The organism is Pseudomonas sp. HY7a-MNA-CIBAN-0227 (genome assembly GCF_040310325.1).
Classification (GTDB): domain Bacteria; phylum Pseudomonadota; class Gammaproteobacteria; order Pseudomonadales; family Pseudomonadaceae; genus Aquipseudomonas.
Genome location: NZ_JBEOPT010000020.1, coordinates 45,550 through 68,762, shown reverse-complemented (window position 1 = coordinate 68,762; position 23,213 = coordinate 45,550). Strand labels below are relative to the sequence as shown.

The window sequence follows — 23,213 nt, the reverse complement described above, 5'->3', positions numbered from 1 at the left end:
TGTCCGTCAACCGACTGTGGGTGCCCAAGATCTTTGAAGGCAAAACCTGGCTACGAAAAATAAAGAGGCACCTGCAAAAAAAATCAGCAACGGCACAGGCCGTTGCTGATTGGGTGTCGCGGGTCGGTGAAAGCGTGGGTTACAGCGGACGACCGATGGCGTTGCAGGTGTTGGACTTGCCAATGCTCAGGTCGCTGGCAGCAGTGATGAAAGTTTCACGAACTGCATCTTTCCAAGCCTTCGGCAGTGGCACGAAGCGGTTGTTGTTGATGGCGGTGTCGTTGTTGACCGCGTTGCCGTAGTGACGGGTGAAGAACGCGCGCACTTGCGAGGTCTGAGTGGCGTCGGCGTAGCACTGGCTGAACACCAGGTTGGTGAAGCCGAGGATCGGATAGCCGCTGTCTGGATAGGCCACTACGCTTGGATCAGTAGTGCTGGTGGTAGCAGCGAACACCGGTACCCAGGCGTTCGGGTTGGCGCGGTTGATTACGGCAGGTACTGCTACTACAGAGATAGCGGTAGAAACGTTACCTGGAGCAGGCGAAACACCGGCAACGGTAGCGACTTTGGTAGCGTCATCAAGGCCAGCCAAGGTAGGCGCAGCGTAATCCGGGCTCATGTAAGTGATTCGGCCTTCGGCGAAGTTCAGCGTGCTCATCACACCTTCGCTGGTGTCTTTATAGGTTTCTGGCGGGGTGGTAGTGCTGCCCGGAATCGGCTGTTGCAGGGGGTTGAGGGCAGTCGTCGGCAGACCGCCGGAGAAGCTACTGCCGAACGCCTGAGTCACGGCGAAGGTGCCGCCTTCCAGGGATGGTTTGCACTTGGCGTTAAGGAAGCGAGTGAACAGTTCAGTGGTACCGCTGTTCTCTTTGCGATAAACCAGGGTGATTGGGCCGGTACGACCGGCGCCGCTGATCTGGCTCCAGTCGGTCCGACGCCCCGAGAACACACCGCACAGATCGTCAACGCTGAGGTTGACCGCATTGGCACCAGCCTTGTTGAAGGCAATGGCAACCGAAGTAGCCACCGAGGGCACCTGAATCAGCGGGCCCCAGGTAGGTTGCTTGTTAGTGCCATAGGTGGTCAGTTCAGCAGTTGTCAGCTTGGAATCGCTACCCGCCCAGTGCACGTTTTTGTTGGTAACACCGGCTACGAACTTGCGGTAGTCGTTGGTCAGGAACGCTGCCTTGCCGTTGCCGCTGCCCACACCGATGTAGGGGGCGAAACCGGCAGTCAGTACACCAGAAGTCTGGTACAGCGGTTGTGGCAAGGTAGCGCCGCCGCCGTTGATGTCAGCCAGTGCAGCCTGGGCCGAGCAGAGGGCCGCGAGGGTCATGGATACCGCGAGAACGTTGCGCTTAAACATGAAGAAGCTCCTTTCATCGTGTTTGTACGTTGGGTAGTGGGTTCTTGCATGACGCCATGGCGCTCGAGTTTCAAGCCTTGATTCAGAGGGCTCTAGGGGTGAGGCCATAGCGAAGAAGTTCGCAGTTTCCGATGACAGATGTAGGAAAAAACCTCGGGAGGAAAGGCTTGATTTTTAAAAAGATTCTCGGGTGTTTTGGCAACAAAACCGGGCTGTTTCAACCCAGGTGACAGCGAGGTTTCAAGAGGTTTTTTCGGCCCTGGGCTGGAGGCAGCGCGGGCCGTGTCGAGGGGTAGGCAGATGACAGAATGAGGAACCCGAGGTTGGGGGCTCGGTATCAAGGACTTGAGGGTGGTAGTGCGGCCGACGCAGCCTCGCTGGGGCTCGACAACGGCTATGTGACCAATTGGTTGATCTCGATGATGGGCAACAGCACCGCCATGACGATCACCAGCACCACCGCCCCCATCACCACGATCATCAGCGGTTCAAGCAAGGCCGTCATGCCCATGGCCCGCCGTTCAATATCCCGTGACAGGGTTTGCGCGGCACGCTCCAGCATCGGCGGCAAGGACCCGGTTTTCTCACCGCTGGCAATCAAGTGGATCAGTACCGGCGGGAACACCTTCTCCACCGCCAGCGCAGTGGCCAGGTTGACGCCTTCGCGAACCTTGGCGGTGGCGTCTGTGACGCACAGGCTCAAGCGGTCGTTGGACAGGGTCTGGCGCGCCGCTTCCAACGCCCGCAACAGCGGCACACCGGCGCCACCGAGGATCGCCAGGGTCGAGGCAAACCGTGCGGTGTTGAGCCCCAGCACAAAGCGCCCGATCAGCGGCAGGCGCAGGACGCGACTGTGCCAGTTCAAGCGCGCCACTGGGTTACGCAAGTACAGGCGCCAGCTCCAGAAACCGCCCACCAGACCGACAAAACACAGCCAGCCCCAGGCGCGAATAAAGTCACTGGCATTGAGCATCGCCAGGGTCAGCCCCGGCAGGTCCTGGCGCGCCTGGGAAAACGCGCTGACCACCTGCGGCACCACATAACTGAGCAGGAAAATCACGATGCCGATGGACACCAGCCCCACCACGCCGGGATAGATAAATGCAGTGAGAATCTTGCCCCGCAGGTTGTTGCGCTCTTCGATGTAGTCGGCCAGGCGCTCCATGACCTGGGCCAGGTCGCCAGACTCCTCCCCCGCCGCGATCAGGGCACGGTAGATCGACGGAAAGTCCCGGGGCCGCGCCGCCAGCGCATCGGCCAGACGCATACCACTGCGCACATCGGCGCGCACTGCGCTGAGGGTCTGGGCGATGTGCTTGCGCTCGGCCTGCTCCACCGTCGCACTGAGGGCCGCTTCCAACGGCAGGCTCGCACCGAGCAAGCTGGCCAACTGCCGAGTGGCCCAGGCCAGGTCGTTATCCGAGAGCTTGGCGGTGAACAGACTGCTGCCGGCGGCGGCACTCTGGTTGCCCTCGATCTGCACCAGCAAGGCGGTCAGGCCACGGCTGCGCAGGTTGGCAAAGGCCGCGCTCTGGCTGTCGGCTTCCAGGTGCCCAGACTCCAGCTTGCCGGTGGCGTCGGCGGCTTCGTATCGGTATCGGTTCATCAGGCGTCCCGGGTTACACGCAGGATTTCTTCGGCCGCAGTGGCGCCGCTGCGCACCCAGCGCTCGCCGTCTTCGCGCATGCTCAACATCCCGGCGCGGCGTGCGGCGGCGCGCAGTTCCTGCTCGCCAGCGCCTTGGTGGATCAGGCCGCGCAGGTCGTCGTCGATGCAGAATAATTCATGGATACCGGTACGGCCGCTATAGCCCATCTGGTTGCAGTGAGCACAACCCACCGGGCGCCATGTGCCGGGTGCCGACGGGTCTTCTTGCTTGCAGTGCGGGCACAGGCGCCGCACCAACCGCTGGGCCAATACGCCGAGCAAGGATGAAGCCAGCAGGAACGGTTCAACACCCATGTCGATCAAGCGATTCACCGCTGACACCGCATCGTTGGTGTGCAGGGTCGCGAGCACCAGGTGCCCGGTCAGCGAAGCCTGCACAGCGATTTGTGCAGTCTCCAGATCGCGGATCTCGCCAATCATGATGATGTCCGGGTCCTGGCGCAGAATCGCCCGCAGGGCCAGGGCGAAGGTCATGTCGATCTTGGCATTGACCTGGATCTGGCTGATGCCCGGCAGGTCGTATTCCACCGGGTCTTCGACGGTGAGGATATTGCTGGTGCTGGCGTCCAGCCGCGCCAGGGCCGCATAGAGGCTGGTGGTTTTGCCGCTGCCGGTGGGCCCGGTGACCAGCACGATACCGTGGGGCTGGCGGATCAGCGTGTCGAGGCGGGCCAGCAATTGCGGGGCCATGCCGAGGGTTTCCAGCTGCAGGCGCCCGGCCTGTTTGTCCAGCAAGCGCATCACCACCCGCTCACCGTGGCCGGTGGGTACGGTGGACACGCGAATATCAATGGGCCGCCCGGCAACGCGCAGGGCGATGCGGCCGTCCTGGGGCAAGCGTTTTTCAGCAATGTCGAGTTGGGCCATGATCTTGATACGCGACACCAGCGCGCCGTGCAGCGCCTTGCGTGGCGACACCACATCACGCAGGGTGCCGTCGACGCGGTAACGCACCACGGAATGGCTTTCGTAGGGTTCGATGTGGATGTCGCTGGCTTCGTCGCGAGCGGCCTGGGTCAGCAAGGCGTTGATCATGCGAATCACCGGGGCGCCGTCCTGGGTGTCGAGCAGGTCGGTGATTTCGGGGATGTCTTGCATGAGGCGGTCGAGGTCGACTTCGTTTTCGGCGGCGCCGACCACGGCCGCGGCGCTGCCGGTGTCGGCGTAGGCGCTGGCCAGGAGGCCGTCGAGTTGGTCGTCGCGGACCTGCTCCAGGCGGGTTTGGCCAAACTGGCGGTGGACTTCGCTAATGGACCAGCCGGGGGTTGAGGGGCAGATGGTCAGGGTGGGGCCTTCTTCACCTGGGTGGAGGAGGATGCGTTGGGATTTGGCCCAGACGTAGGGGAGCAGGCTCATGGCCGCGCGCCCCCCTGAACCGGCACCGCCCGAGGCCCCTGCCCCACCTCAGGAATCGCCTTGTGCACCGAAGGCAACTGCGGCGCCTGCACATCCGGCATCGCCCAACTACGCTCCGGCTGCAACCCACCCTGAGCCCTGCGCATAAACTCATAGCGATTGAGCGTAATACTGCGCCCCGCCCCACTGTCGCGAATAATGTAAGGCCGCAAAAACACCATCAAATTGGTCTTCGTCACACTGCGTTTCTCATTACGAAACAACGCCCCCAACCCCGGAATATCCGACAACCAAGGCACCGCATCATTACTCTGGCTATAGCCATCCTGCAGCAACCCACCCAGCACCATGATCTGCCCATCATCGAGCAAAATACTGGTATCAATCGCCCGCTTGTTGGTCACCGTCCCCGCCGCCACCGAAGCCCGCGCATCCACGCTGCTGACCTCCTGGTAAATATCCAGTTTCACCGTGCCACCCTCGGAAATCTGCGGCCGCACATTGAGTTTGAGCCCCACCTCTTCGCGCTGCACCGTCTGGAACGGATTGTTGCTGGTGCCACCGCCCCCCGTCACATAACTGCCCGTGACAAATGGAATCGTCTGCCCGACAAAAATGCTCGCCGCCTCGTTATCCAGGGTCAACAGATTGGGCGTCGACAACACGTTGGTGCCGCCCTTGCTCTTCAGCGCCCTGGCCAACACCTTGAGATCCAGCACCTTGCCGATCCCCGGAATATCCACCGTGCCGTCCACCAGGCCGATGTTCAAACCCTTGGGCAATACGTCGATGCTGGTCTTGCTGGCGGGCGTACCGTTAAGCCCGCTACCGCCGAGGTTGACCCCGCCAAAACCACCCTTGCCTCCCAGATTCCCGGCCTGCCACTGCACGCCGAACTCACTGGCATCGTCCTCGCTGACTTCGACGATCAGGCTTTCAATCACCACCTGGGCGCGGCGCTGATCAAGCATGTCGATGACTTCCCGCAGGTTGCGGTACAGCGGCTCGGGCGCCGAGATCAGCAAGGTGTTGGTGGTGGCGTCCGCCTGGATCGTCACGCCACCAGCGCTGAAGGCAGTGTTCTGATCGCTGGGCGAATAGCTGGCGCCGCTGGTGGAACCGGCATCCTGGCCGTAACCGGCATTGGCGGATTGAACGCCACTGCCGGTGGGCGTGCCGCTGCTGTTCTGGGTGCTGCCCTGGCCGCTCTGGCCCGAGCCGCCCATGGTGCTCAACTTGGAACGGGCGTTATCGCTGGTACCGCTCTCACTCTCACCGGTGAGCAAACCGCGCAGGGACTGCGCCAATTTCCCCGCCTGGGCGTTGCGCAGGTACACCACGTGCATATTGCTGGGGTTGCTCTGGGCGTTGTCCAGTTTGTAGATCAGGTTGCGCGCCAGTTCGGTACGCTCGGGGCTACCGGCGCGGATGATGATCGAGTTGGAGCGCGGGTCGCCGATTACGTTGATCTTCTGGGTCTGGTCGCTGCCCTGGGTTTCCAAAAGCTGCGAGACCATCGCCGCAATGTCCACAGCAATGCCGTTTTGCACCGCCACCACGTCAGTGTCGATGGCGCTCGGGGTGTCGATGCCATCGATGATCTGCGCCACCCGCGCCAGGTTTTCTGCGTAGTCGGTGATGACGATGCTGTTGTTGCCGGGGTAGGCGTTGATCGGGTTGTTGGGTGAAACGATCGGCCGCAGCACCGGAATCAGGTTCACCGCGTTTTCGTATTGCAGGCGAAAGGTGCGCGTCTGCATGCCGTTGCCGCCGGGGTTGCTGGCGTTGTAGATCGGCCCGCCCAACAGCTTGGCATCGGCTTCGGGCACCACCTGGGCGACGCCGCCGACGTCCACCACGCTGAAGCCCTGCATGCGCAATGCCGCCAGGAGCATGTCGTAGGCCTGGTGCGCCGGCACCTGGCCTTCGCTGACCAGGGTCAGGTTGCCCTTGACCCGAGGGTCCACCAGAAACTGCTGGCCAGTGGCACGGGACAAGGCACGCACCACGGCCTGGATATCGGCGTCGACAAAGTTCAGTTGCACCGGCTGATCGCCCAAGGGGTTGCGGCCTTTGGCAGGCGCGGCGGCATGGCCACGAGCACTGTTGGTCACCGGGTGTTGCACGCGGGGCCGCTGTGCCGGCTCGCGCTGGCGTTCCAACAGTACATCACCGCTGCGCCGGGTATCAGCCAGCGGCTGGCCGAGTTCGCTGTCCACCAGTAACGGCGGCGGTGTAGGCGACTGGGTGTTGCTGCACGCACTCAGCGCCAGCAACAACAAGGGCGCGACCTTGCGATAAGGCGCCGAATAGGGGACTGACCACTTCATGAAGCTTCCTTAGCGCCAAGCGCCTGATCCATGCGAACGGTCCCGGACAACGTGCCGGACGGGTTTTCGGTGGTGTCGCCTGCACGTTGCAAGCGCGCCTCGGACACTTCCAGGGAAAATGACCGGATACTGCCCAACAACCAACCCACCACGGCATCCGCCGGGGCGTCTTGAAAGGTCAGGCGCCAACTGCCGGGGGCAGCGTTTTCCAATTGATAACGGCCCTGGAGCCCAGCGCTGTCGAGGACCTGGCGCAAGGCCAAATCCAGATCCTGCCCGGCGCCAGGCGCTGGGGCGAGGCCCTGCAACAGCACTTGCAAGGTTTCGGCCTGAGCTCGCAGCCTGGGGGTTTCGGCTTGCCAGTAATCAATCTTCTTCAGCGGCGGCTGAATCAATATCAGCCAGATCAACAGCCCCGAGAGCACCAGAACGGCCCCGCCGAGCAGGCGCTTTTCCCGCAGGGCCAGGCCGCTCCAGAACACTTCGCTATGGCTGCGCAGGTGCTGCCAGCGGGCGATCAGGGGATTACTCATCGTCGTCTCCCGTGCCGGTTTCGGTAGTGGTCGGCTCGGCGAGCGGACCCAAGGTCCAGCCATGGTCATCACGACTGGCAGTGAAACCAGCCTTGGCCAGCACCGCTTGCCAGTCACCTTCGGCGCCAGGGTTACGGCTATCGGCGAGCAGGTTCAGGTGCAGGCGGCCTTGCTCGAAGACCAGGGAATCGACGCTGGCAACCATAAACGGCATGCTGCTGCCGGCCAGTTGCAACAGGCTGTTAAAACGCTGGCCTGGGTCGCTGCCGCTCTGGCGGGCAGCCAATTGCTGGCGGGCCTGTTGCAACGGGTTGAGGATCACCGGCAGTTCGGGAAAAGCCTGGCGCACCTGCTGACTCATCCGCGCCTTGAGCTGTTGACCCCCATCCACTTGACGCGCCGCGTACAGGTTCAAGCCCAGGGTCCAGATCGCCACAGCCACCGCCGTAAAACCCAGCGCCCGGCCCCAGCCGGCCGTTCCGTTGGCCCGTTTGAGCCGACCGTGAAAGCCCCAGCTCGGGGTTGCGCCGCTCCAGCGTTGCGGGGCGTATTCACTGATACGGCTCAGGTCGACGCCGCTGCCCAGCAGATCATCCAGCGCCTGCTGCCCGAGGGGATGCACCGCGCCCTGCTGCAGGCTGTGGCGCAACAGCAACTGGCCGTCGGCAAACCCCGCTGTCAGTTGCCCCGCAGCCGGTACCGGCAAGGCATAGGGCGCCGGGTACAAGCCGCGTACTTTCAGTTGTACTTGGTTCATTACCTGGCTCAACTGCTCCAGGTGGGCCTTGGGCAACCAGCCCACCTGCACCAGGCCATTGCTCTCCCGTGGGCCGTGGGCGACGTATATCTGTTCCACCGGGCCGAGTATCAGCGCCTGGGCTGCGCAGGCCACCGCCGCCGCCACCTTGGTGGCTGGCAATTGCGGCAGCTCCAGGCTGGTCAGCAGGCTGTCCCGAGGATGCAGAAAGCACTGGGCCGCCGCCGTTTTATGAGCCTGTCCCAGCTGAGCCAGGCTACTCTGGCCCTGGCGACTGACCTGCCCGGCGCGGTCGAACCAGGCGAACTGCACCGGGCTCTCGGCGCTCAGTTGATCCAGTGGCGGCAAGGCAATACGCAGGCGGTTCATGCGCCCACCCGCGACCAGATTACCTGGGGCTGGCGGTCTTCAGGCCGGAACAGCAGCGCTTCCATCGTCACCCGACGCTGTCCGCGGCGGGCCTGGCCGTGCAGGCGAAACCACTCACTGGTAATCCCCACCTGCACCGTGTCCACCGCCACCTGTGGCATGCGCAAGCGGTTGACGAAATCACCGCGATTGATAAACCAGCGGCCGCCGTCACGCTCGGCCACCAGCGCCTGTGCCCGTGGCAAGCCCAGCTCCGGCACAACCGCACTGAGTACTTCGGCACTGGCGGTATTGCCGTTGACCCAAGTGTTGCCGGGCAGCACGCTGACATACACCGCCATACGCCCAAGCAGGCGCGGCTCAAGGCCCTCGATGCCCGCCAGATCGTCCAGGCTGCGCAACATCGCACGCTTGGCTGGCAGCAGGTCGTTCACTGCGCCAGGCGAGGTGTCACGGCCGCTGTTAAAACCCGTGCTCGGTGACGATGCCGCCAACCGTTGATCATAGGAAGCGATCACCCGCTGGCTGATGCGCCGGCTCACCGCGGGGTTGACGCCGATCAACTGGCACAGCCGCTCGAAGCTCTGCAGTTGCGCGGCATCCGGCTGCTGATGGGCCACCAGGTTGCGCAGGTTGAACTTGCCCTGTTCGTCTTCCAGTTGCCCCTCAAAGGCTCCCCCCAACGGCCGCGCCCAGGGCTGGTCGAGTCGAGTCAGCACATCTTTCTGACGCGCCTCCCATAGCAACTGGCGACTGACTTCCAGCCCGCCCTGTAACGCCCACTGACCCTGGATGCGCAGTTGCTCGGCTTCCAGGCTGCGGGTGAAGACAGTTTGTCGGGTCAGCATGGCGCCGGCGATCACCGCCACCACAGCGGCGATCAGCAAGGCGCTGATAATCGCCATGCCGCACTGCTTCGCCGCTGTGGGCGAATGCCTGTTCATGACGGGACTTATAGCTGCCAGGAGCCGATATCGGCATTGACGCCGTCGCCGTCCGGTTGCCCATCGGCGCCCAGGGAGAAAATATCGACCTCACCGTTGGCACCCGGATTGAGGTAGTTGTAAGGGTGACCCCACGGGTCGTTGGGCAAGCGCTCAAGATAGGCGCGCCAGTTGCTGTTTTTCGCGTCTGCCGGGCGCTCCACCAACACCTTCAGGCCCTGGGTCATGTTCGGATAGGTGCCGTGGTCCAGGCGATAGAGTTTGAGTGCCTGCATCAGCCCACCGATGTCCTGTTTAGCGGCCGTGGCTCGCGCCTGATCCGGGCGATCGAGCACCTTGGGCACTACCATCGCTGCCAGAATCCCGAGGATCACCACCACCACCATGATCTCGATCAGGGTGAAGCCACGCTGGCCGCGAGGGCCTGGCGATGCGGATTTGAAGTGCGCGATATCCATCTCGACATTCCTTGGCTTGAGTGCATTTCGGCCCGCAGTGTTGCAAGAACACATGTCAGTCGTATTGAAAATCCTCGGGAGCTTTGGTCGCTAATCGGTCAACTCCACGGGCTAGTCTGCGGGCCTGTTTCCAGGCATTGAGTACGCCATGCGCGGCCCTCGCAATGAGCAAGGTTTTACCCTGATTGAAGTGCTGGTGGCGCTGGCGATTATCGCCGTGGCCATGGCGGCTGCCGTGCGCGTGGCCGGGCTGATGACCCAGAGCAATGGCCTGCTGCGGGACAAGTCCATGGCCTTGCTGGCCGCCCAGAGTCGCCTGACCGAGTTGCGTCTGGAGGGTCGCTTGAGTCTGGGGCGCAAAACCTTTGAATGCGACCAGGGCCGACTGAAACTGCGTTGCGAGCAAGTCATCAGCACAGGCCCCGATAGGCCGTTGTTCAAAGTCAGCGTGCAGGTGTTGGACGCCGCCCGTGAAGCGCCGCCCCTGGCCCGACTGGAGACTTTATTAGGGCGACCGCAACGACTCAAGAAGCCGGTTACTGTCGAGTGAGAATCGGCAAGGCCGGCGCGACGGGCAATTTGTCGAGGGCCACGCGAACCTTTTCACCGCCGCGCTCGATCACCACGCCATCGCCTTCGATGGCCGCAAGACGCACACCGGGGCTGAGGCGCTCGCCGAGCACAAAGCTACGGGGCGGGCCGTCGTTGAGGCTGAGGATCGCCACCGCGCCACGGGCCACGGCCAGTACCCCAGAGACTTTGACCTGCAACTCTGCCGGGGTGTTGGAAAACCATTGCAGGGCCGGGTTGTCACTGTGGGCGGCGAGTAACTGGGGCGGGGCTTGCGGGGCGTGCGACTCGGCGGACGTCAGCAGCAACGGCGTCCAGGTGGCGATCCCGGCCAGCGCCGCCAGCAAGGCCAGTGCCTGGATACCGTGGGCGGGTGAAATGCGATCGGCAAATGCCATGGGCGGGACCTCCTGCTTGTCCGTCTCGACAGACTACAGGGCAATTCTCACGGTTTTATTTCACAGGATCGATTCAACACCAGGGAGCACACCCATGAAACAGCAGGGCTTCACCTTGATAGAACTGATGGTGGTACTGGTGATCATCGGCATCGCCAGCGCGGCCATCAGCCTGAGCATCACACCAGACCCGCTGTACCTGTTGCGCAAGGACGCCGAACGCTTGAGCCAGGTGTTGCAAGTGGCCCAGGCCGAAGCCCGCGCCGACGGCCGGGCGATCACCTTGCGGGCCGATGCCAAGGGCTTTCGCTTCAGCCGCCGCAGCGACGACGGCCTGAGCCTGGAATTATTCGAGCGCGACCCGCAACTGCGCCCGCGCCCCTGGGACAGTTCGCCGATGCAGGTGCGCATCGAACCGAGGCAAACCCTGGTGCTCGACGCCGAATGGATCAACCCGCCGTTGCAGGTTGTACTGTCCGATGGGCAACACAGCCTCAGTCTGCAACGTGATGCGGCCGGTTTGCTGCGCGTGGTGAACCAGCCATGAGCAATGACCAGAAAGGTTTTACCCTGATCGAGGTGATGGTGGCGATCATGCTGATGGCAGTGGTCAGCCTGATTGCCTGGCGCGGCCTGGACAGCGTCACCCGTGCCGACGCCCACTTGCAGGCCAGTACCGAACAGACCGAAGTCCTGCTTCGTGCGTTGAACCAGTTGCAACTGGACGTCAGCCTGCGCGCCCGTGTGGAACTGGCGCCACCGGCGACCGAAGATCAGCCTACGCCACCGGGCACGCTGGCCGCACTGAGCGTGCGCAGCTCCGACAGCAAGGGCTTTCGCCTGGAGGTGATTCGCCGCTCAGCGGTCCCCGGCGACGGGTTGCAACGGGTGCACTGGTGGCTCAAGGGCGACACCTTGTACCGCGCCGCAGCGCCCGCGCGCGATCGGTATCCGTTACCCGCGCCAAAGGATCCGGTGGCGGTGCTTACCCAGGTCAGCGACCTGCAATTAAGGGTGTGGGATGCGGACAAGGGGTGGCGGCAATTGAGCGGTAATCGCCAGGAGAATCCGCTAGGGGTCGAGATCAGCCTGGAGCGCCAGACGCCCCAAGGCATTGAGCGCTATCGCCAGGTCTTGGGGCCTTTGAACTGAACGTCAAGCGCCCCCGCTAACTCAACAACACCACCCCACCCGGCAACTCCGTGCAGGTGGCCCCATAGGCATCGCGAATCAGCAACGCCACGCCCGCCAGCTGGTGCAAGCTGAACCGTGCCTGCACCCGGCGCTTGCCCAGCTCGCTGTTGAGTAGCACCAGCATTCCCGGACGATAACGGTTGATCTCGTCGATCACGGTATTGAGCGTGGCGTTGTTGAATACCAAGACCTGTTCGCGCCAGGCGATTACCGCCTGGGTGTCCACCGCCAGCGGCTCGCCCAGTCCTGCGGTGTCGTAGGTCAGTTGGCGGCCGCTGTCCAGGCGGACACTGCGCCCGCCCACGGCTACCGTTAGCGACCCCTCGATGCAGGTCACGCAGACGCTATGGTCGGTATTGCGCACATTGAAACGCGCCTGGGCCGCGCTCAGCCAGCCTTTACCTGCCTGGATCTTGAGCGGTTGCGCCGCGTTCGCCAGGACTTCGACCTCCCCCTCCAGCAACTCGATGCCCCCTTCCCGGCGGCTGATGCGGGTCTGGGTATTGAGTTCCAAGCGGATGCCGTCCCGCAGTTCGACCCGGCGCTGTTCGCCGACCTCGGTGCGGTAGTCCGCCGTCAGTCCGGAAAAACCTCCAGGTATCGTGGCCCGCACCATAAACAATGCGGCCGACGCGGCAATCGCTCCGCCCAGGAACGCCCTGCGCCCGAAGTGCCGGGGTTGCTGCAGTTGCTCGACGGCAGGCACCAGTTGGTGCCACAGCGTCTTGGCCTGTTCGAAAGCCTGGGCATGCTCCGGGCTCTGGGCGCACCACAGGCGCAAGGCATTGGCATCGGCGACGGTGGCCTGGCCCGAGGTCAGCAGCACCAGCCAGTCGCAGGCTTCGCTGCGCAGTCGGCTGTCTGGCGTATCCCGGGCAGTGGAGAGGCTAAAAATGTTCAAGCGCGCAGGTACTCACGGATTTATCAGGGACTCAATCATTAAGACGGTTTTCCGGCGCCGGGACCGAACCGCTGGATCACTTTTCTTTCAAGGCGCAAGGCGCAGTGGCCGAGGGCGGCCTTGATTTCCTTTTCGACCATGCGCGTGGAAATACCGAAACGCTGGGAGATTTCCAGGTGCGGCGCCTCCTCCAGGCGCGCGGCGATAAGGATCTTGCGCCGCCGCGCCGGCAGTTCGTAGAGGGCCTTGAGCAAGGACTGGATTTCTTTCTGGCCGCCGACGACACGGGACGGGTCCTGGGCTTCGTCGACGGTTTGCAACAGCTCTTCAACTTCGCTGCCGGTCAACAGCCGGGCATCGGCCTCGAGCCGGTCGGCGGCGATGTTCAGCGCGATGCGGTACAGGTAGGCATTGGGTTGCAGCAGGTTCGCCGGCACTTCCATGCGGTCGACCCGCAGGTAGGTTTCATGCAGGACATCGTTGGCCAGGTCCTCCGAGCCCAGCCGTTTGCGCAAGCGCACCTTGAAGTCCTCGTAGGACGCCAGGAACAAACTGACCATCGGACTGTGTCCGGTATTTTTCATGCCCCCCGAGCTCCTTCCCGTGCTGTGCATTCCATGCGTTTTCCTGTGGTGTCGGGCATTAACAGTAAGGTCACCGGCAAGCGCAACGAACTGGGCGCCGGACGTTCCACCCGGGTGCTGGCCAGGCTTTGTACCAGCGCTTCATCGCGCTGTTCATCGCCGGTGGAACTGACCAGGCGGCTGTGTTCGATCAGCCCCTCCCGATTGACCCAGAGCTGCACCAGCGCGCGAAAACTGCCGGGGTGGGTCAGCGGTGAACGGCACAGGCTGGCTTCAATCGCCTGCTGCAAGGCTGTCGCGTAACTGCTGTTGATCCGCGCCGCGCCCCGCGCCTTGGCCCCGCGAACCGTGGGCGGTTGGCTGACTTCGGGCACTTGCAGGGTGAATGCATCGCTGCGTGCGTAACGCGCCATCAGGCCACTCCCTGTCAGCAGCAGGCTCAGGGCCTGCTGCGCGCTGTAACGACCACGTACTCCAATCGAGCGCCGCCCGCGGGTCAGTTCACGGTCCACCAGCACCGCCATTCCAGTTGAGCGACTGAAAGCTTCCAGTGCCTGGGCCAGGTTCTGTGCCGGCAGATCCAAAAGCAGCAACGGCGACGCCGACGAATCAGCCCGCACCGGGTTCGACAACATCAAGCCCAACAGCAAAGCCAGGCAACAGTACGCGTGCCTCCAGGCCCACCGTTCGCCATCTGCTCTGCATCGCTGCACGGCTGACGTATCCTGCGAAAACCGTCATCCTGAGGCCAGTTTATGAACCTGATGTTACGGTGATGGCAAAAAAAACATCACGGCTTCGCCGCAAGCGCTGGGCTAGACTTTGCAACCACAGTGGCCCGCTTTTTCGGGCCAAGCAGGAGGCACTGATGAAACTGTTCCTGATGCGGCTGTTGTTCGCGGGTTTGCCATCGACGGTGCTGGGTGGGGAAGCTGCAAGTGGTTGCGTCGACGTGAATGTTGACGGCTATAAAGCGCCTGACTATGAGTGCCTGAGCCAGCAGATGGGCAACAACCCGGACGCGGCCAAGGCGGCGCAGAAGAACCTTGAGGCGCAGAAAAAGTCCGTAGACAAGCAGGCTCCGAACCAGATCGGGTTGTCTACGCCGGCGGCTACCCATGTGCGGATGGGTAATACGTTTGGGAGTTCGGTGAAGCCGCAGCGGCCTTGATGGGGGAGCGTGAGTGGTAAAAAGCAAGAGCGGATCTACTGCCCACTGACTGTAGGAGCGAGCTTGCTCGCGATGGTCGTTAACGATGACGCTGGCTTCCTGAATCACCGCAATGCCCTCAGGTTTTTCGCGAGCAAGCACTAGGCGTCCCCCTCGCTCCCACAGAAAAGCGGATTGGCGCTGGCTTTTGATCTGGTTTTTGATTTGCCTGCCCCATCAACCGGAGCAAGGGCCGATCCGTGGAGTAAGCGTTTGTTGGTTACTTTCTTAGGCGTTCCACCCGAAAAATATCGTGCCCTGGGCCCGATTGAATGTGGCGCACCTGGATGACCCGGTATTCTGCAAAATCATCCGAGAGATGAGGTGATAAGACGCAGCGGGTAGGAATGTTCCCTGGCTTTTGTCAGAATGCACAATATAGAACCATTCGCATTCGCAGGAAGTTCCCATGCAGCTCCCCCACTCGCCTCCCGCTCACGGCCGAATCCTGGCCGTTGAGGATGACCCGGTGCTCGCCGCTCACCTTGGCAATCACCTTGGCCAGCGGGGTTTCGAGGTCACGTTGCGCCATGACGGTGGCGAGATCGTCGACCTGGTGCGCAGCCAGGATTTCGACCTGATTCTGATGGACATCATGCTGCCCGGCAGTAGCGGCCTTGAGGTGTTGGCCCAACTGCGTCGCCATCAACGGGTGCCGGTGATCCTGATGTCGGCCCTGGGCGCCGAACAGGATCGCATCACCGGCTTCAGCCAGGGTGCGGATGACTACCTGCCCAAGCCATTCAGCATGCTGGAGATGGATGTGCGCATCGACGCCATCCTGCGCCGGGTGGCCTATGAGCATGAGGTGCCAGGCGGGGTGCGCCACGACCCGCAGCTGCTGTTTGACGAACAGCGCGCCGATGTCAGCCAGGGCGGCCAGTGGGCCGACTTGACCACCACCGAATACCGGGTGCTGGAAACCCTGGTGGCTCACGTCGACGAAGTACTGAGCAAGGCCTTCCTCTATCAGCAGGTGATGCACCGCGCTTACTCCCAACATGATCGCAGCCTGGACATGCATGTCAGCCGCATTCGGCGCAAGTTGCAGGCCATCGGCTATACCGCCGGGCGTGTGGAAACGGTCAGGAGTATGGGCTATATGCTGACGCGGCGGGCGGCATGAAGCTGCCCAACCGGCACTCATTACTGTGGAAGTTGACCTTGGTGCTGGCGGTGCTGTGCCTGTTGGTGGTCACCTTGCAGGTCGATCTGAGCAAGCGTCTCTACGAGGCCTCCGCACACTTGCCGGCGCCCACCCGGCAAATCCTCAATGACTATGCACGCCAGGCCGAAACTGCCTGGCGTGAGCGTGGCGCGGCGGGCGTCGATGAATTTTTGCAAGATGTGCGCGAGCGCGAGCATGTCTGGGCGGTGGTGGTTGATGAGAGTCATAACTCGCTGTCTTCGCGACCACTGAGGAGCCGCGAGCGGCGCAAGCTGGATTTCGTGCGCGACGTCAGCTGGTCGGTGGGACGCCCCGGTGGCCGGCCGACGTTCGTCATGCCGTTCAGCGACGACCAATCCCGGCTGGTGATGGAGTTGCCACTGCGCCTTGACCCGCGCAAGGACCATGACCTGTGGAATATCTTGCTGCAGCACGGGCTGCCAGCCTCTCTGGCGCTGTTGTTCGGCGCGCTGCTGTACCGGGTGCTGATTGCGCCCATGGTGATTCTACGGCGTCAGGCCAACGCCTTGAGCGCTGGCGATCTGGCCGCGCGGGTCGGCCCTCCAGTGACGCGTCGGCGCGATGAGCTGGGTGAACTGGGCCGGGCCTTCGACCATATGGCCGAGCGCCTGGAAAGTACGGTGGTGCTACAACGACGCTTGCTGCAGGACTTGTCCCACGAGCTGCGCACACCCTTGAGCCGGCTACGGGTGGCCGGTGAGCGCGAGCCGGATTCGGTCGCCATGCGCCAGCGCCTGGACCGCGAAGTGCAAGGTATGGAGCGGCTGATCGGCAACACCCTGGAGCTGGTCTGGCTGGACACCGAGCGCCCGCTGATGCCCCTGGAAGCAGTGGAGATGGAGCGGCTCTGGGAAGTGCTGCGCGAGGACGCCTGCTTCGAAAGCGGCTGGCCCAGCGAGCGCCTGCTCTGCCAACTGCCGCAAGACTGCTGTGTGCTGGGCAACCTCAACGGCCTGGCCCAGGCTCTGGAAAATATCTTGCGCAACGCGATCCGCCATTCACCCGAAGACGGTGTGGTGCGTTTGCGCGGTTCCCTGGATGGCGATTATTGGCACCTGCGGATTGAAGACCAAGGTCCCGGCGTCGATCCAGATAAACTCGAACAGATCTTCCAGCCCTTCACCCGTCTTAACGCCGCGCGACCGGGAGGCGATGGTTTTGGCCTGGGCCTGTCGATTGCCCGCAGCATCGTGCAGTTGCAAGGCGGTGAACTGTGGGCGGAAAACGCCGCGCCCGGCCTGCGCCTGCATCTGCGGCTGAAAGTGTATAAGTTGTAAATTACATTTACTCTTATTTGAGAATCAATAGCATTCGCGCTCATCCATGGAGGTCATGGGTGAGCCGATACGCACCGCAGGTCCGACGACGCTCACGCTCTCCTCTGTTTCACACTGCAACAGGAGTGTTGTCGATGTACCCGCGATTCAAGCTCAGTCACCTTGTCCTGGCCCTGATGGCCTGTTCGCCTGCCACGCTTTTGGCCGAAACGGCCGAGGGTAATCGGGAGACTGGAAAAGATGCGCTGCAACTGGGTGAAACCCATGTCGTGGCCACGGCTGAAGAAGAGTTGAAACAGGCCTCCGGCGTGTCGCTGATCACCGCCGAAGACATCAAGAAGCGCCCGCCGGTCAATGACCTCTCCGATATCGTGCGCAAGATGCCCGGCGTCAACCTGACCGGCAACAGTGCCAGCGGTACCCGTGGCAACAATCGCCAGATCGACCTGCGCGGCATGGGCCCGGAGAACACCCTGATCCTGATTGACGGCAAGCCCGTGACCTCTCGCAACGCCGTGCGCTACACCCGCTCCGGTGAGCGTGACACCCGTGGCGACAGCAACTGGGTGCCGGCCAATGAAGTCGAGCGCATCGAAGTGCTGCGCGGCCCGGCGGCGGCCCGCTACGGTTCCGGCTCCATGGGCGGCGTGGTCAACATCATCACCAAGCGCCCTACCGACAAGTTGAGCGGTTCGCTGTCGGCCTTCACCAACCTGCCCGAAGACGACGCCGAAGGCATGACCAAGCGCACCACTTTCAGCCTCTCCGGCCCGCTGACCGATGCCCTGACCTTTCGCGTCTACGGCAACCTGAACAAGACCGATGCCGACGACGCCGACATCAACGCCGGCAACACCGACACCGCCAACGGCGCCTCCCTGGCCGCTGGCCGCGAAGGTGTGCGCAACAAGGACCTCAATGGCCTGTTGAGCTGGGCACTGGACGACCGGCAGACCGTCGACCTGGAAGCCGGCTTCAGCCGCCAGGGCAATATCTACACCGGCGACGTCGGCACCGGCGGCACCGACTCCCTGACGCCCGGCAGCACTATCAACGGCTGGCTGGGTCGCGAAACCAACACCATGTACCGCCAGACCTTCTCCGCCACCCATCGCGGCGACTGGTCGTTCGGCAGCTCAAGGCTCTTGGCCCAGTACGAGAAAACCCGCAACAACCGTTTGCTGGAAGGCAATACCGGCTCGGTAGACGGCGATATCAGCGCCAATGCCAGCAAGACCACCAGCACCTATGACAGCTACCTGGTCCAGGGCCAGCTGGACATCCCGCTGCAAGTGCTGTTGCCGCAGATGCTGACGGTGGGCGCCGAATGGAACCGCCAGACCCTCGACGACCCGAGTACCATGAACCGCGCCATTGGCACCACCCTGCCCAACTCGGCAGCCGGCGCCCGCGCCACCGACATGGACACAACCATCATGGCGCTGTTTGCCGAGGACAACATCGAGTTGACCCCGGACTGGTTCCTCACACCCGGCCTGCGCCTGGACCATCAGGATCAGTTTGGCGCCAACTGGAGCCCAAGCCTTAATACCTCCTACAAGCTGACCGAAGACATCACCCTCAAGGGCGGTATCGCCAGGGCGTTCAAGGCGCCGAACCTGTACCAGTCCAACCCAAATTACCTGTACTACAGCAGGGGCAACGGCTGCGCGCCGAGCCTCAATGCCAATGGCTGCTACGTGCTGGGTAACGAGAACCTCGACCCCGAGATCAGCATCAACAAGGAACTGGGCATCGCCTTTGCCCGTGGTGGCTGGGCTGCAGGCGTGACGTATTTTCGCAACGATTATGAAAGCAAGATCGTCTCCTCCAATGACTTGATCAGCAAAACCGTGAACAACGAAGCTGTATTGCAGTGGGATAACGCCAAGGACGCGGTGGTCAAGGGCTGGGAAGGCAACCTCGGTATCCCGCTGCTGGGTGCCCATGGCGAGACGCTGAGCTGGAACACCAACTTCACTTACATGCAGGAAAACAAAGACGGCGACGGCAACCCGCTGTCGGTGGTGCCCAAGTACACGGTCAACAGCATGCTCGACTGGCAGGTCAACGAGGCCCTGGCCGTGAGCCTGACCGGCACCTGGTACGGCAAGCAGGAACCTCGGGTACTGAACCCGTCTCGCGACTCGCCTGTCACTGCAGCCAATGAGCAAAAGACCCTCGACCCGTACCATATCTGGGGCGTGGGCGGCACTTATGAGGTGAATAAGAACCTGTCGCTGGGAGCCGGCATCAACAACCTGTTCGACAAGCGCGTGTACCGCGAAGGCGCCGGCACCAGCGCCGGGGCAAGCACTTACAACGAGCCGGGACGGTCGTTCTACGCGTCGATCACTACCTCGTTCTGATTGAGCCAAGGCCCTGAGGCCTGTTGTGGCAAGCGGGCTTGCCACAACAGGCCTCAGCCGGCTGGCATTGCCCTCAGGCCACTGATGAGTCCCCCCATGAAAACAAGATCCCTTGCCTGGCCGATAATCTCCCGTATCGCTGCTGCACTGCTTGGCGGCTACCTGTTCACCTACGCCTTCACCGCTGCCCTGGCGCGTTTGCTGCCAATGGACAAGGTCGATGCAATGGTGACCGCCAGCCTGCTCTCCTTTCTGGTCTATACCCTGGCGATTACCTGGGTCTTCGCGTGCCGCAACGCTCGCCGTGCGTGGGCGGGCATGACATTGGCGCTGCCCCTGGCGGCCATCGGCTTTTGGCCACAATGGCTGGAGGCCCTGGGATGAAACACAAGACCCTGACCCAGGCGATGGCCTGGCTGCACACCTGGAGCGGCCTGGTCTTTGGCTGGCTGCTATTTGCGATTTTCCTCACCGGCACCCTGGCGATGTTCGACAAGGAAATCGATGGCTGGATGCGCCCGGAGATACCGACCGCCACCCTCGATCAGAGCGCCACCGCACAACGTGCCCTCGACTACTTACAGGCCCATCACCCGCAAGCCCGCACCTGGAACATCGGCTTGCCCGGCGAACGCTCAGACAACCTTACGGTGTCCGCCGGGGAGCAACGCCGTGGCGGTGGTACTCCACTCGACCCGAACACGGGCGAGGCGCTGCAGGTACGCGAAACCGCAGGCGGCGGCTTCTTCTTCCGCTTCCACTTCACCCTCAACCTGCCGCGCAACCTCGGCATCTGGGTCGTCGGCCTGGCGGCCATGGTGATGCTGGTGGGGCTGCTCAGCGGCATCGTCATTCACAAGAAATTCTTCAAGGAGTTCTTCACCTTTCGCCCCGCCAAGGGCCAACGCTCCTGGCTCGACGCCCACAACGCGACGGCCGTGCTGGTGCTGCCGTTTCACCTGATGATCACCTACACCGGGCTGGTGATTTTCTACCTGATCTATATGCCAGCGGCGGTGGACGCATTGTTCGACGGTGACCGCGAAAGCGTCGGCCGCGCAATCCGTGGCACGCCTGCCGAGCAACCGGTTCGGGGCGAGCGGCCAAATCGCGGAGAGCCGAGCCAGCCGGCTGCACTGATGGCATTGGGGCCGCTGCTGGCCGAGGCTGAACGGGTGATGGGGCCCGTCGCCGGGCTGTCGATCCAAAACCCTGGCCGCAGTAACGCGCGCATCGAAGCCCGCCCGGTGCTGGGCAATCGCATCGAACTGACTAAGGGCCAGAGCATGCTGTTCGATGGCGTCAGCGGCAAAGTCCTGCGTCACCCCCCTGTGAGTCGACCGAGCCTGCTGACGCAGAAGGTCATGGCCGGCCTGCACTTCGCCCAGTTCGGCGGCTACCCGATGCGCTGGTTGTACTTCGTTTGCGGCCTGGCCAGTTGCGCGATGCTTGCCACTGGCGTGGTGCTGTTCACCGTCAAGCGCCGCCGTCGCCACGACAGCGAAGGTGCCATCGGCGCCTTGCTGTACCACAGCGCCGAACGCCTCAACATCGCCGTGGTAGCCGGGCTGATGGTGGCCTGCGCAGCCCTTCTCTGGGCCAACCGCTTGCTGCCAGCGGAACTGGCCCAGCGTGGCGGCTGGGAGGTGCGGGTGTTCTTCCTGGTCTGGTTGCTGAGCCTGGGCCACGCCATCGTGCGCCCGTGGCGAGCTGCCTGGCGTGAACAACTGGGGCTGGCCGCGCTGCTGTGTATCGGCCTGCCGGCGCTGAACCTGCTGGGTGTCAGCCGCGGTGATTATTTCTACCTGCACCTCACAACGGTAGGCCTCGGCGTACTGCTGGCATGGCCCTGCTGGAAACTCTCGCGACCGCCCAAGCAAGCTGCACCCCGCCGCGCCGCCAAATTTGCCGCTTTGGAGGTCAACTGAAATGGCGCTGATTGCTGCGTTACTACTGGCCTACAGTGGAATGCTCGGCCTGTGCCTGGGACTCGAACGGCATTACAAGCAGGTCTGGCACCGACCGCCCTCACGCGCTGGTCGACACACGCTGCGGGTCGTGGGCTGGCTGATGCTGGTGGCCAGTTTCGCCGTCAGCGTGCAGGTCTGGGGCTGGGCCATGGGACCGGTGGGCTGGTTCGGGCTGATCTCCATGGCGGCACTGACACTGGCCCTGCTGTTGCCCTATGTTCAACGTTCGCAGAAAAAGCCATTGTAATGCCATGAACGCCGATGTTATGTTTCTAACATAATTGACAAATATGAAACATAAATAACATAGGCGCCCGCCTTGAGAACGTCATGGATAAAAACAGCTTCCAACTGACGCTGGAACAACAGTTCCCCACGCTGACGCCCACCGGAAAGCGTATCGCCACCTATTTGCTGGGCAACCTGCAACAGTTGCCGTTCGAGACCGCCGACAGCATCGCCCAACAAGCCGGCACCACCGGCATTTCGGTGGGCCGCTTCTTGCGCACCCTCGGCTATCGCAACCTCGATGACGTCAAGCAAGGGCTGCGGGGCGACGAGCAACCCTCCTGGCTGATCACCGACCGGCTCAGCGCCTTTCGCAACGAGAATGACCAGGAAGACGCCCTCGACCGCTCTCTGAACCGTGAGATCGAAGCCATCCAGCACGTCTATGGCCTGGCCCGCAGCGAGGCCTTCGCCGATATCGTGCGGCACATCGTCCAAGCCGATGCCGTGTTCATCCTCGGCATCCAGTCTACCCGCGGCATCCTCAACGCCTTCCACAGCCACCTGGAATATATCCGGCCCAAGGTCTATTACGTCGACGGCCTGTCGGGGATTTACGCCGAGACCCTGAACTCGGGTTTCGAAAAGCCCTACGCGATTATTTCCGACTTTCGCGCCTACTCCAGCGTCACCCCGACCTTCTGCGAAGCCGCGAACGCCCACGACCTGCCGCTGGCGCTGATCACCGACCTGCAATGCCCCTGGGCCCGTGACTACGACCTGGACCTGCTGCAACTGAAAACTGATGTTGGCCAGTTCTGGGATTCCCTGGCACCGCTGGCCTGCCTGTTCAACCTGATAGTGTCCGCCGTCGCCGAGCAGTACGGCGATCGCCTGGACGCACGCCTGGCGAAAAACCGAGCCCTGCAACAGGCGTTCGGCCAGTTCGAGTCTTGAGAGGATGTGTTTGAGTGAATAACCACCCATTGATAGAAATCGACCCCCAGGCGTACGGGGTGCAAATCGACATGATCTACGCCAGCGCCGACAACCTGACAGGCACCGTGATCTATCGCAATAACCGCTGCCTGCTGCACAGCGAAGCCGCCGCCTGCCTGCACAAGGCCAGCCGCGCCGCCCGCCAGGCCGGGCTGACCTTGCGCCTCTACGATGCCTATCGCCCCGCGTATGCCCAGCAATTGCTGTGGCAGGCGCTGCCCAACCCGGACTATGTGCGCGACCCGCACCTGGGCTCCCACCACACCCGTGGCGTGGCCGTCGACCTGACGCTGATCGATGAGCACGGTGAGCCGCTGGACATGGGCACAGCCTTCGATGCCATGGAAGCCAAGTCCCACCCGTTCTACGCCGACCTGCCGCCGCAGGTGCAACGCAATCGCCTGCTGTTGTTGGGCATCATGCTCAGCGCCGGCTTCCAGAGCATCGACACCGAATGGTGGCACTACGAACTGCCCGGTGCCGAGCAGTACCCATTGATCGAGGAGCCCCGCTGACCCTTCACCACCACACCCATAACAATAA

General features: G+C 62.7%; 24 protein-coding genes. 12 read left to right on the top strand and 12 right to left on the bottom strand.

The window, feature by feature from the left end; all coding sequences use genetic code 11:
- Window positions 1-139: 139 nt before the first annotated feature.
- The 8 genes from AAEZ06_RS24510 to gspG all read right to left on the bottom strand — a co-directional run bounded on the left by AAEZ06_RS24510 (window position 140) and on the right by gspG (window position 9,781).
- Window positions 140-1,366: a substrate-binding domain-containing protein gene (locus tag AAEZ06_RS24510; protein WP_149414571.1), complete on the bottom strand. Its 1,227-nt coding sequence runs from the start codon at window positions 1,364-1,366 to the stop codon at window positions 140-142.
- Between the two features lie 394 nt (window positions 1,367-1,760).
- Window positions 1,761-2,972, bottom strand: coding sequence for a type II secretion system inner membrane protein GspF (gspF, locus tag AAEZ06_RS24505; RefSeq protein WP_149414572.1), 1,212 nt, complete (start codon window positions 2,970-2,972; stop codon window positions 1,761-1,763).
- Window positions 2,972-4,390, bottom strand: a complete 1,419-nt coding sequence (gspE, locus tag AAEZ06_RS24500; protein ID WP_350616670.1) for a type II secretion system ATPase GspE — start codon at window positions 4,388-4,390, stop codon at window positions 2,972-2,974. Before gspE ends, gspF begins: the two co-directional genes overlap by 1 nt.
- Window positions 4,387-6,720, bottom strand: coding sequence for a type II secretion system secretin GspD (gene gspD / locus AAEZ06_RS24495; RefSeq protein ID WP_350616668.1), 2,334 nt, complete (start codon window positions 6,718-6,720; stop codon window positions 4,387-4,389). Before gspD ends, gspE begins: the two co-directional genes overlap by 4 nt.
- Window positions 6,717-7,253, bottom strand: a complete 537-nt coding sequence (locus tag AAEZ06_RS24490) for a type II secretion system protein M (protein ID WP_350616666.1) — start codon at window positions 7,251-7,253, stop codon at window positions 6,717-6,719. The genes gspD and AAEZ06_RS24490 overlap by 4 nt, the downstream gene beginning before the upstream one ends.
- The gene (gene gspL, locus AAEZ06_RS24485; protein WP_350616664.1) at window positions 7,246-8,379 is read right to left on the bottom strand and encodes a type II secretion system protein GspL; all 1,134 of its coding nucleotides are present in this window, start codon (window positions 8,377-8,379) and stop codon (window positions 7,246-7,248) included. The genes AAEZ06_RS24490 and gspL overlap by 8 nt, the downstream gene beginning before the upstream one ends.
- A complete protein-coding gene (gene gspK / locus AAEZ06_RS24480) occupies window positions 8,376-9,323 on the bottom strand; it encodes a type II secretion system minor pseudopilin GspK (protein ID WP_350616662.1) in 948 nt (315 codons plus the stop codon). Before gspK ends, gspL begins: the two co-directional genes overlap by 4 nt.
- 8 nt (window positions 9,324-9,331) lie before the next feature.
- The gene (gene gspG / locus AAEZ06_RS24475; RefSeq protein WP_149414578.1) at window positions 9,332-9,781 is read right to left on the bottom strand and encodes a type II secretion system major pseudopilin GspG; all 450 of its coding nucleotides are present in this window, start codon (window positions 9,779-9,781) and stop codon (window positions 9,332-9,334) included.
- 148 nt (window positions 9,782-9,929) lie between these two features.
- Here gspG and gspI point away from each other — a divergent pair, with 148 nt between their 5' ends.
- The gene (gene gspI / locus AAEZ06_RS24470; RefSeq protein WP_350616660.1) at window positions 9,930-10,331 is read left to right on the top strand and encodes a type II secretion system minor pseudopilin GspI; all 402 of its coding nucleotides are present in this window, start codon (window positions 9,930-9,932) and stop codon (window positions 10,329-10,331) included.
- On the opposite strand, the gene AAEZ06_RS24465 is transcribed toward gspI, so the two are convergent.
- Complete coding sequence (locus AAEZ06_RS24465; protein WP_350616658.1) at window positions 10,318-10,749, bottom strand: type II secretion system protein N; 432 nt, start codon at window positions 10,747-10,749, stop codon at window positions 10,318-10,320. The two genes, gspI and AAEZ06_RS24465, sit on opposite strands and share 14 nt — an antisense overlap.
- Before the next feature lie 94 nt (window positions 10,750-10,843).
- On the opposite strand from AAEZ06_RS24465, the gene gspH reads away from it, so the two are divergent.
- Window positions 10,844-11,296, top strand: coding sequence for a type II secretion system minor pseudopilin GspH (gene gspH, locus AAEZ06_RS24460; RefSeq protein WP_149494058.1), 453 nt, complete (start codon window positions 10,844-10,846; stop codon window positions 11,294-11,296).
- Entirely contained in the window at window positions 11,293-11,901 is a 609-nt protein-coding gene (locus tag AAEZ06_RS24455; RefSeq protein WP_350616656.1) for a type II secretion system protein GspJ, read from the top strand. The genes gspH and AAEZ06_RS24455 overlap by 4 nt, the downstream gene beginning before the upstream one ends.
- 16 nt (window positions 11,902-11,917) lie before the next feature.
- Here AAEZ06_RS24455 and AAEZ06_RS24450 read toward each other — a convergent pair whose 3' ends face one another.
- Genes AAEZ06_RS24450 through AAEZ06_RS24440 form a run of 3 tightly spaced genes read right to left on the bottom strand, consistent with a single transcriptional unit; the run spans window position 11,918 to window position 14,063 of the window.
- A complete protein-coding gene (locus AAEZ06_RS24450; RefSeq protein ID WP_350616654.1) occupies window positions 11,918-12,844 on the bottom strand; it encodes a FecR family protein in 927 nt (308 codons plus the stop codon).
- Window positions 12,845-12,882: 38 nt separating this feature from the next.
- The gene (locus AAEZ06_RS24445) at window positions 12,883-13,428 is read right to left on the bottom strand and encodes an RNA polymerase sigma factor (protein WP_149414584.1); all 546 of its coding nucleotides are present in this window, start codon (window positions 13,426-13,428) and stop codon (window positions 12,883-12,885) included.
- Window positions 13,425-14,063 carry a secretin and TonB N-terminal domain-containing protein gene (locus AAEZ06_RS24440; protein ID WP_149414585.1) on the bottom strand — a complete coding sequence of 213 codons (639 nt, stop codon included), beginning with the start codon at window positions 14,061-14,063 and terminating at the stop codon, window positions 13,425-13,427. Before AAEZ06_RS24440 ends, AAEZ06_RS24445 begins: the two co-directional genes overlap by 4 nt.
- A 248-nt stretch (window positions 14,064-14,311) precedes the next feature.
- On the opposite strand from AAEZ06_RS24440, the gene AAEZ06_RS24435 reads away from it, so the two are divergent.
- The 9 genes from AAEZ06_RS24435 to ddpX all read left to right on the top strand — a co-directional run bounded on the left by AAEZ06_RS24435 (window position 14,312) and on the right by ddpX (window position 23,185).
- A complete protein-coding gene (locus AAEZ06_RS24435; protein ID WP_350616689.1) occupies window positions 14,312-14,599 on the top strand; it encodes a hypothetical protein in 288 nt (95 codons plus the stop codon).
- 448 nt (window positions 14,600-15,047) lie between these two features.
- A complete protein-coding gene (locus AAEZ06_RS24425) occupies window positions 15,048-15,764 on the top strand; it encodes a response regulator transcription factor (protein ID WP_350616652.1) in 717 nt (238 codons plus the stop codon).
- A complete protein-coding gene (locus AAEZ06_RS24420) occupies window positions 15,761-17,104 on the top strand; it encodes a sensor histidine kinase (protein WP_350616650.1) in 1,344 nt (447 codons plus the stop codon). The genes AAEZ06_RS24425 and AAEZ06_RS24420 overlap by 4 nt, the downstream gene beginning before the upstream one ends.
- 134 nt (window positions 17,105-17,238) lie before the next feature.
- Window positions 17,239-19,473 (top strand): FepA family TonB-dependent siderophore receptor, encoded by a 2,235-nt coding sequence (locus AAEZ06_RS24415; RefSeq protein WP_350616648.1) that lies wholly within the window; start codon window positions 17,239-17,241, stop codon window positions 19,471-19,473.
- Window positions 19,474-19,569: 96 nt separating this feature from the next.
- Entirely contained in the window at window positions 19,570-19,857 is a 288-nt protein-coding gene (locus AAEZ06_RS24410) for a DUF3649 domain-containing protein (RefSeq protein WP_149414590.1), read from the top strand.
- Window positions 19,854-21,401 (top strand): PepSY-associated TM helix domain-containing protein, encoded by a 1,548-nt coding sequence (locus AAEZ06_RS24405; protein WP_350616646.1) that lies wholly within the window; start codon window positions 19,854-19,856, stop codon window positions 21,399-21,401. The genes AAEZ06_RS24410 and AAEZ06_RS24405 overlap by 4 nt, the downstream gene beginning before the upstream one ends.
- 1 nt (window position 21,402) lies before the next feature.
- Complete coding sequence (locus AAEZ06_RS24400) at window positions 21,403-21,690, top strand: DUF3325 domain-containing protein (RefSeq protein WP_350616644.1); 288 nt, start codon at window positions 21,403-21,405, stop codon at window positions 21,688-21,690.
- An 83-nt stretch (window positions 21,691-21,773) separates the two neighbouring features.
- Window positions 21,774-22,628, top strand: coding sequence for a MurR/RpiR family transcriptional regulator (locus AAEZ06_RS24395; RefSeq protein ID WP_350616642.1), 855 nt, complete (start codon window positions 21,774-21,776; stop codon window positions 22,626-22,628).
- 14 nt (window positions 22,629-22,642) lie between these two features.
- Window positions 22,643-23,185 carry a D-alanyl-D-alanine dipeptidase gene (ddpX, locus tag AAEZ06_RS24390; RefSeq protein ID WP_350616640.1) on the top strand — a complete coding sequence of 181 codons (543 nt, stop codon included), beginning with the start codon at window positions 22,643-22,645 and terminating at the stop codon, window positions 23,183-23,185.
- Window positions 23,186-23,213 lie beyond the last annotated feature (28 nt).